Origin of the sequence: Persicobacter psychrovividus (assembly GCF_036492425.1) — a bacterium.
Lineage (GTDB): Bacteria > Bacteroidota > Bacteroidia > Cytophagales > Cyclobacteriaceae > Persicobacter > Persicobacter psychrovividus.
On the sequence record NZ_AP025293.1, the window covers coordinates 188,210 to 197,871 of the forward strand.

General features: G+C 46.2%; 5 protein-coding genes. All 5 read right to left on the bottom strand.

What is annotated here, in order from left to right; translation table 11 throughout:
• Window positions 1-45 precede the first annotated feature (45 nt).
• The gene (locus AABK40_RS14555) at window positions 46-1,710 is read right to left on the bottom strand and encodes a RagB/SusD family nutrient uptake outer membrane protein (RefSeq protein ID WP_338398418.1); all 1,665 of its coding nucleotides are present in this window, start codon (window positions 1,708-1,710) and stop codon (window positions 46-48) included.
• A 9-nt stretch (window positions 1,711-1,719) separates the two neighbouring features.
• Window positions 1,720-4,713 carry a SusC/RagA family TonB-linked outer membrane protein gene (locus tag AABK40_RS14560; RefSeq protein ID WP_338398419.1) on the bottom strand — a complete coding sequence of 998 codons (2,994 nt, stop codon included), beginning with the start codon at window positions 4,711-4,713 and terminating at the stop codon, window positions 1,720-1,722.
• Window positions 4,714-4,738: 25 nt separating this feature from the next.
• On the bottom strand, window positions 4,739-7,090 hold the full coding sequence (locus AABK40_RS14565; protein WP_338398420.1) for a glycoside hydrolase family 2 protein: 2,352 nt from the start codon (window positions 7,088-7,090) through the stop codon (window positions 4,739-4,741).
• A gap of 10 nt (window positions 7,091-7,100) precedes the next feature.
• Window positions 7,101-8,312: a glycoside hydrolase family 53 protein gene (locus AABK40_RS14570; protein ID WP_338398421.1), complete on the bottom strand. Its 1,212-nt coding sequence runs from the start codon at window positions 8,310-8,312 to the stop codon at window positions 7,101-7,103.
• Window positions 8,313-8,742: 430 nt separating this feature from the next.
• Entirely contained in the window at window positions 8,743-9,486 is a 744-nt protein-coding gene (locus tag AABK40_RS14575; RefSeq protein WP_338398422.1) for a phosphatase PAP2 family protein, read from the bottom strand.
• Between the last annotated feature and the right edge of the window lie 176 nt (window positions 9,487-9,662).

The following is a 9,662-nucleotide window of genomic DNA, read 5'->3' on the forward strand; positions in this document are numbered from 1 at the left end:
AAATGGGGCATGCCTTTTGGACACGACACGCCCGCATCAAATAGCTTAATAGCCTTTATTTTGAATAATATTCGGATTGGCCGAAATGTCCGATGCCGGAATAGGCAACCAACGTGCCTGCATTGGCAGCGCGCGCCCATTTACCTGCCCGCCTTTATAGGCCCATACATAAGGTGCGGTGCCAGAGGTGTATTTGTTGAACCTGATCAGGTCTGTACGGCGACAGCCCTCCCAGTACAATTCACGGCCACGTTCCTGAAGAATCCAGTCCAGGTCAATGGCTGAACTGCTGCTGATCTCGCGATTTCCGGCACGTTTTTGCAATTCGTTGATCAGGGCAAGGTGATTCGCGGAAACCGATTTCCCCAGTCGAAGGTCAAACTCCGCAGCCATTAAAATGACGTCAGCATATCTGAAGACAGGAATATTGACATCCACCATCACGTTTTTGCCATCGTTGGTGGCCAGTGTCCCATCGATGTTTACATTTCTGAATTTACCCACGCCAAATCCGGTGTTGGCATCTTTCAGGTCTATCGGGCCATCAATTTGTCGTCCCTGTGTATAGAAGATGCTGTCTGCCTGCGCTCTAAGGTCTGTTTTCTGATGAAAATTATGGTACAAATTCCATAATCCGCGTGTACCGTTCCATCCTTCATTCACGCCAAAATACGCCGCATTCATATTATTCAAAATCGCGCCACAGGTAAGGAATGTCGCCCCACCCCACGATTGCATGTAGCGACCATCGTAGCTGAGCTGAAACATGATTTCTTTCTGCTGATTTTGGTTGTCTGCTAAAAACAAAGACTGATAAGCGGAGAATTTAGCATTGGCAGGCAAATCCGCTTTCGCGACCACGCCATAACCGGCAGTGGTGAGCAAATCAATCACCTGCGCTCCTTTTTGGTAATAATCAGCATTTTCCACCTGCCCATCTTCAGAGAAGAAGGATTTATGATTCAGGTATAATTTAGCCAGCAACGCCAGGGCTGCTCCCTTGTCAGCACGGCCAATATACCCCTGACGGGCATCGGCAAGCTGTGCATCGCTATCGTCCAAACCGCTAATCGCTCGCAACTCTTTTTCGATATAATCAAACAACTCGTGACCAAACTGTTTGCCGGCAGGCTTGGGCAGAAATGAACCGATAGGGTCCGCCTCCGTAACAAACGGCACCCCATTTCCGAATAATTCCAGGCAATTATAATAAGACAATGCCCGAAGGAAACGCGCCTCGGCGATCATCTGTGGAACGTTTTTCCATGAGGGCTTGCGCACCTCTTCCGCTTTGCGGATGAACTCGTTGGTCAGGACCACCTCATAAACCAGTCGATAGTACATCGCTCGGGTAATCAGGTTGGAGGCATTCACCAGTCCATAGTTCAGCTCATCGAGGCCGTTGTCATTCCAGCCGTTAATGGCTTCATCCGTACTCAATTCCTGAATATTCCAATAGGTCCGCCAGTAGTTCGAGGTCCCTTCATCCACATCGTCAAGGTCCTGATCCCCAGCGGGGCCATACTGCCCAGTATGCGACAATCCGTTATAAAGTTTCCCCAGCCCCGACATCAAATCTTCCTCAGATTTGTAGACCTTCTCTGCGGTGTGCTTATTGGGGTCAATTGGGGTTACGTTCAGGTCGTTGATACAGCCCGCCATGCTCATCAGGCAACAAAAGATCAGGCACTTAGCAAAATAATTTTTCATCTCCATCAATTAAAAAGTGAGGTTTACGCCCATCAGAAATGTGCGTGGTCTTGGATAAAAGTCCGAATCAATCCCGTTGAAAACTTCAGGGTCCATGCCTTTGTATGGGGTCAGGACAAACAGGTTGTTTACGGAAGCATACACCCTTGCGCTCATGTGGCTTTTGGTGATGTTCTTGAAATTGTAGCCCAGCATAATGTTGTCAAGGCGCAGGAAGTCTGCACGTTGCACGTAATAATCTGAAAGCTGATTGTATTTCGAGAAATGCGTGTTGAGCACGTCCGAGTGCACGTTGTTGATATAATCACCACCAGTGATAATCTCATTGAAGGTTCCGGATCCAGAAGCGGAAGCATTGTAATTGTACACTCCGATATTGGCTCTGAAAGACATGGACATATCCCAGTTTTTGTAGGTCATATTACTCGAAAGGCCGAGCGTCCAGTCAGGAATCGCATTTTTATCCATAATATAACGGTCATCATCATTGACAATCCCGTCGCCATTCCTGTCCACATACTGCCCCTCAACAGGCTTGCCTTCGTGGTCGTAAACTTGCTGATACAAGAAGTAAGAGAAGGCCGAATGATTTACGGCGTGGATCTGAACGTTGTTTCCCGTTCCGCCACCAATGCTCCCCGTCAATACCCCACGGTAATCAGGATTATCCACTGCGGTCAGTTTGGTAATTTTCGACCAGTTCCTTGAAGCATTAAAAGCCAAATTCCAGTTGAAAGCAGAAGTCTGTACTACCTTGCCATTAAGGGTAAGTTCAATCCCTTTATTGGAAAGTGAGCCTACGTTGGTCAGTACATGATTTCGGAAATTTGAACCTGCCGGAACCGGAATGGTATTCAGCAGATCGTTGGTTTTGCGTTCATACAGTTCCAGACTACCATTAATTCTGTCATCCTTAAAACCAAAGTCGATACCAATGTTGGTGGTGGCGGTACTTTCCCATTTCAGGGTTTCGTCATAAGCTTCTGGACGTACAGTAGGCACATGCACCATACTGCCGTCTTGTCGATAATAGACAAAAGAAGCCGGCTCATTACTGAATTTATAAATACCCTGCGAAGGGTAGTCATTGCCAACATCCTGCTGGCCGGTAAGTCCCCACCCCACACGTAATTTCAGCGTAGAAACCACCTCGCTGTTTTTCAGGAAGGCCTCTTTTTTGAAATTGTATGCACCGGCAAATGAAGGGAAAACACCCCATCGGTTATTTTCACTGAAGCGGGAAGAACCGTCATAGCGCAAAGTGGCCGTTAAATTCAGGCGCTCCATGAAACTGTAATTGGCCCTGCCGAAGAATGATACCAGATAGTTTTCTGATCTTACCTCAATGTCTGTCTTGCCATTTTCATTGCCATCGCCAAAAGAGGTATGATTCGACTCGCTATACCAGAAGTGTTGCCACGAATACCCTGTCATCACATCGAAACGCGATTTCAGTGCCGGCAAATCTTTGTTGTATTGCAGGTAAAAATCCAGTAGCTCATTTTTCTTGTCCTGACGGTAGTTATAGAATTTCCCCTGGCGGTCATAAATTTCATTGTTAATCCCTGAACCCGCATGGGTGTTGGCTTCGCCATTTCCTACTGACTGATCAAGACCGAGGTTAAGGTTGGCCTTCAGGTTCGGAATGGCATGAAACTTATAATCAAGCTGAATATTTCCGATAAAACGATTAACATTCGAGCCAATGGTTTGCTGATTAAGGATTGCCAGCGGATTGGCCGGTGCCTGCATAATCTTACTCCCCGACTGATCGAGCCAGGTGTAATAGCCACCGTATTTCTGGTTGTCCATAAAAACCGGTTTGGTAGGGTCGAAAGCCACTGCAGAACCAATCGCACTCTGGTCGGCAAACTCATTTTTCATGTGCATAAACTTACTGTTCACATTCACCGAAAGATGATCGTCGAAGAATTTTGGCGACAGGTTCAGGCTTGCGGTGGTTCGCTGCATTCCCGAGCCTTTCAAAATACCCTGATTATCGTTATAACCCACCGAAGCACGGTAAGGCAACACCTTCATTACTTTACCTCCTACGGAGATATTATGCTCCGTAGAAATGGCATTTCTGAAGATCATATCCTGCCAATCGGTATCATAAAGCGCATTATTATAGCCCATCAATCTGCCCGGGGCGCTGTCGGCTCCAAAGCGTTCATTGATCAGGTTTTCATACTCAAAGCTGTTCAGGTTAGTAATTCTTGAAGCGGGTGTCGCCACCGAAACATTGCCCGTATAGCTCAACTGAAAATCATTCCCCCCTTTTTTTGTCGTGATAATAATCACACCATTCGAGGCTCTTGACCCATAAATTGCGGTTGCCGAGGCATCTTTAAGCACTGTAAAGGTTTCAATGTCGTTGGGGTTGATCGAGCTCAGGCCGTTAGGCATACCGGATACCCCTTTGGAATCGAGCGGCAAACCATCCACAATGATCAACGGGGAGTTTGAAGCCGACAAGGACGATCCCCCACGAATCCGGATAGAAGCGCCAGCACCTGGGGCTCCACCATCCGTGGTAATGCGTACCCCCGAAACTTTACCGTTCAGCAATTCCTGCGGAGAGGCAATGGCCCCCTGATTAAAATCTGAGGCATTAATGGCCGTTACCGCACCCGTAAGGTCAGATTTTTTTGCGGTACCGTATCCAATCACGACGACTTCCTTCAGGGCCGTAACATCATTTTTCAGTACCACTTTAATGTTGGTTTGCGCCCCCACCTTGATTTGCTGAGACTTAAAACCCACAAAACTCACATCAAGAATATCTTCCGGAGCCGCTTGTAAAGCAAAGCTTCCATCAATAGAGGTAACCGTTCCCGTACTCGTTCCTTTAATGAGCACATTCACCCCTGGCAGCGTTTCGCCATCTGCCCCAGAAGTTACGACGCCTTTAATCAGACTCTGTGCCTGAATACTGAGAGAAAAGCACAGCATTAATACCAAGGTAAAGGCATACCTAAGTAGGTCATAAAAATTTGACATGTTCTACGTATTAAAAATAAAAAAATTATTTAGGAGTTACTTCAATCGTTGTTGGTGCCAAGCCTTTGCACTCAGCCGTAATTTTAATGATTCCACCTTTCGATCCCGCTCTTAAAAGTACAGAAGCTATTCCGGCCTCCGCTTTTACTGGATTGTCGCCAATAATTTGCGCATCACCACTGACTTTAAACTGAATGGTTTTTGAGCTGTGGACATTGGTTGTTCCACGGGCGTCGGTCAGGTAGGCATGAACAAAAACGACATCGTTTACGCCAGCCTCCAAAGCTTTTCCCTGCTGATCTACCTCTAATTTTAACTTGCTTGCAACGGTTGGCCTATTCACCACATCTTCACAAACCACTTTCCCATCAACCATCCCGACGGCACGCAAAGTGGAAGGGTACTGACTGACAGTGAAAATAAAAGGCGCATGTTCGAGCTGGTTGGCCACGGCATTTTTGGTAGGGTATTGCTTGCCAAGACTGTGGCTCCCTTCAAAAAGCTCCACCACTTCGCAGTTGCTGTATATTTTGATTTGTCGTTCAGTAGGGTCCGTCAGGTAAGTCCCAATTTTGATCATCGGTCCGTACAGTTGCTGATCGCGATTTTTGAGGATATTATGCTGACTCTGATAAAAATAGAACGCCAGTTTAGGCAATCGGCAGATATCCATAATACCACTCGATTCCAGGTCAGGAGCATAGCCTCTGTTGTAATCGAACATCAGCCAGTTGGCATCCCCAACCGCACGACCATAAAGGTTATCGTTGTGGGCTTCCTGAAAATTCATCGCCTGCTGCTGCAATCTCGTCTGCCCATCACTGCGGAGCTGTCTTGAGGTTCTTTCCTCGGCAGTCAGGTCCGAATAGGCCTTTTGATTGAAGCCCGCATTTTGTGCATAATACTCCCAGTCACCATATTCGGCAATAAGTATTGGCGACGAACCGTCGTATTTCTTCCAGTAATCTGGTGCTTTGGCGTGCTGACGTGCCGGGCAGTAAATATCATAAATACCTTCGAGCCAGCCAGAAGTATAAACATGATCCCCAGGGAATTCCTGATGAACAGCCTGATGGGCTTTTTTCATAAACGCCTCTGTCATGCCCGATTCATTCAAAGAGGCCTCCCAAATCATTACCGAAGGGTGATTGCGGTCACGGCGCACCATTTGGCGAACATCGTTAATGGTATTTTTTTCGAACTCAGCATCCCCAAAAAATTGCCATCCAGGAATACAATCCATCACGATCAGCCCGAGTTCATCACAGGCTTTAAGGAATGAAGTGGTTTGTGGATAATGTGAGAGTCTGACAAAGTTAAAACCTGCCGCCTTAATTTTATAGGCGTCACGATAGTTGGCATTGTCGGAAATCGCATAACCAATATAAGGGTACGACTGGTGGCGGTTGGTTCCGCGCAAACGCACCAATTTCCCATTCAGCAGAACGCCATCTTTGTTAATCTCGAAAGTTCTGATACCCACCTTGGTTTCCTGACGATCGAGCACCTGCCCTTTGGCGTTGCGCACCAATACCGTAAGCTGATATAAATTCGGTGCATCCGGCGACCACAGCATAGGTTTTTCCACCTGCATTTTCAATACCGATGTCGGTTTGTCCCCTGCCTTGATCTGTAATTTTTTACTGTTTCTGCTCACCACTTTGCCCTCATGGCTCAGCACCGTTTCAAGGGAAACTTCAGCACTTTCATTGGCCGAATTTTCCAGTTCTACCTGTGTGCTGACCGTGGCCTGTTGTGCTGTAACTTCAGGAAAAGTAACAAACAATCCCCCTTTGGCCACTCCGCTGTGCAGTGGCGAGGTGATGTGTACCGGCTTTTTTATTTGCAGCCAAACATTCCTGTAGATTCCACTGAAAATATTGAAATCAAGATCTGCAATCGGCTTTCCCGGAGCAATAGAAGCATCATCCTCATTGTTCACCATGACCATCAGCTCATTGGCGGCCCCATATTTCAAGGCAGGGTTCAGCACCACATCGAAAGGTAAATACCCGCCTTTGTGCTGTGCCAGGTGCTGACCATTCAGGTAAACATCTGCCGTTTGCATCGCCCCTTCGAAATGAAGGTTGATGATCTCCTTTGTACTGACCTTTGGCAAGTGGAAAGTTTTGTGATATACCGCATTGCCCTGCCACTGCTTACCCGTAATTACCATCGGTTCTTGCTTGGCCGTATGCGGAAGACTCACCTGCTCCCAAGCCTGCTCGTTGATGGCCGAAAGAGCGGACTCCCCATCGGGCAGCCGCTGAAACTGCCAGCCATCATTGAATAAAATATCTGGTTGAAACCCCTCTGATGTCCGTGCTGTGGTACATGCACACAGCGCCATCAGCAAGACGTAAAAAATCCCCCTCATTGCTCCCTTGTTATTTGTCGTAATTAAAATGCATATAATTTACTGTCGGCAATAGCTGGCCATCGTAGCCAAAAAATGCACAGTTTTCATAGGCAGAGCCCTGCCCCCACTGGTCTTTCATCTCGGAAGTAATCCATGCCGGCTCCCAGTACATCACCCCACGAAGCTGGTGTTCGCGCATTTGTTTTGTTAAATCCTGCATAAACTGGTGCTGGCCATTAACGGTAAATGGATAGTTCTTCACCGGTTCCTGACTGCCAAAAAGGTTATGGTAATCATCATTGGTTTCAGTGGTAAAAGGGTAACCTACCTCGGCAATAACCACCTGCTTTTTATATTTGGTTTTCAGGTCGGCAAGGGTTTGCCCCATGTTTTCAAAAGGAATACTGTTATGCCATAAAGGATAATAACTCAGCCCGATCAAATCAAAATCTGTTACTTTTCCTTTGGTCATCATGTTGCCAAACCACCAGTCCAGGTTTTTTGGATCTGCTACATGAAGCATCGTTTCAATCGATACCTTGTATTTCGCCTCAATATCGCTCACGGCCTGCAAACCCGCATTGATTACCTTTCCTGCATTTTCCCAGTTTTCCTGATCACAGATTTTCATCGCAGGGAAACCTGCTGGCACGTTGGTGGATAGCATTCCGCAGTTAATCTCATTGCCCACCTGCACCATTTCAGGAAGTAAATCTTCTTGTCCGAGCTGGTCCAACACAGTATAGGTGTAATTGTAAACCGAATCTACCAACACCTTCAAATCCGTGATATTTTGCCATGCTTTTGGTGGGTCCTGCTTTTCTGGATCTGCCCAGTTATCAGAATAATGCAAATCCAAATTCACCTCATACTGGTGGGCTTTGGCTTTTTCGATGTCGCTTTTCACCTGCTCGAATCCACTGTACAATTTGGAGTCTGCACCATTGATCTCCTGCACCCAATCCGGATTGTGCCACAAACGAAGGCGAACCATATTGGCGCCTTTTTCTTTAAATATCTCATAAGGATCGACCGTTTTCCCGCCCGCCAAATATTGACCGCCATGGTCTAAAATCTGATCAACATAGGATAAATCAACCCCCATAATAAAATCTTCAGCCTTATAATATTTTGACTGATCTTTGGGTCTTGAAGGCCCGTTCTCGACTACCTTATTGCATGCCTGAATCAGAGGACAAACAAAAAGCAATGTTCCAAAAAGTAAAAAAAGTCTTCTCATCTAATGCGCTATTGAAATATAAAAATGATACCCCCAATTAGCACATTCCCTCCCCAATACAGTTTGATATGCATTACAAATGGTTGTCAAAATCATACAAAATGGCGCTCAGAACGATATACCCCCCTTTTTGTAAGAAATGGACAAGTCTAAAATCCTCCACACTTAAACCCGTGTTTACAAACTTACCATCCTACTGCAAGTTCGGGTTATTAAAATTGATTTTGAATTTTGCGCCATCCATACCGCTGCTCTTCGGCGCTTCAGCAAATGAACAGGAAAGCGTTGGCCTTTTCCGAAGTGATAAATCATAGGCACCATTTTGACCCTTGAGCACAATTTATCTCCCCTTTCTTTCTACCTCCACATTAACACGATATCAGCTTCAACAAATAGCATTATGTTAAATAGGTGTGTTTATCATTCACTTTCAGACCTTTCGGTGCTCATGGGGGAAGATGGCCTGTAAGATCAGGAATAGCACATAGCCGAGCACAACGCCCATCAACGCGCCAACGATAACATCAATGGGTCGGTGCACATAAAGGAGTACCCGCGAAAGGCTCACAGCGACCGCCAGGGCCACCAACAGCAGATTGAACAGCATGACCCTTTTATAAAAATAAGACAAAAGGAAAATGAGCGAGCTGCAAAGGATCCAGGCATGTTCGCTGTGGCCCGAAGGAAAGGAATAGCCGGTTTCATGAATCCAGTGTGACTTCAGCGCCAAGGGGACAATATTGGAATCTATTTGATTAACCACCGGCTCCAAAGCCTGACGTCGAAGAATTTTGGTGGGATGTTGCTCGTAGAATTCTTCCATATTGAGATAATGGTGTTCCATCATCCAGACCATATTTGGGCGCGGGGAAGCGATTTGCTCTTTGAGGAAAAGTTCATTCAGATAAGTGGCCGATACATAGAAGAACAGCATCAGCGGTATGCCCCACAATAATTTCGGTTTTTTGAATTTATAAGCTGTAATCACCCAAAAGAGGATGGTCAGTAAAGTGGTGGGGATCGTCAGGACGGCATCCGAAACCATCAGGTAAAGGGTGATATTATCTTCGGCAGGGATGTGCATACTTGTCAGGGAAGTGTAGCTGATAAGTATTAACAGGCCCGCAGATAAATACAAAAATGGCCGATGGATATGATTTTTTGCTAATTCCATTTTTATCCTAACGGATGTTCAGGTAAATGTATTGCATCGCTTTTGGCCTTTCCGCTGAATGCTGAAATTTTATTGCAAATGGTAATCTCAGCAAAGAAAAGGCCACTCCATACCGATGAAGTGGCCAAATTATTAGGATACAAAAAGGACGGCAGCCTGTCGCTTTCTGCAAAAAT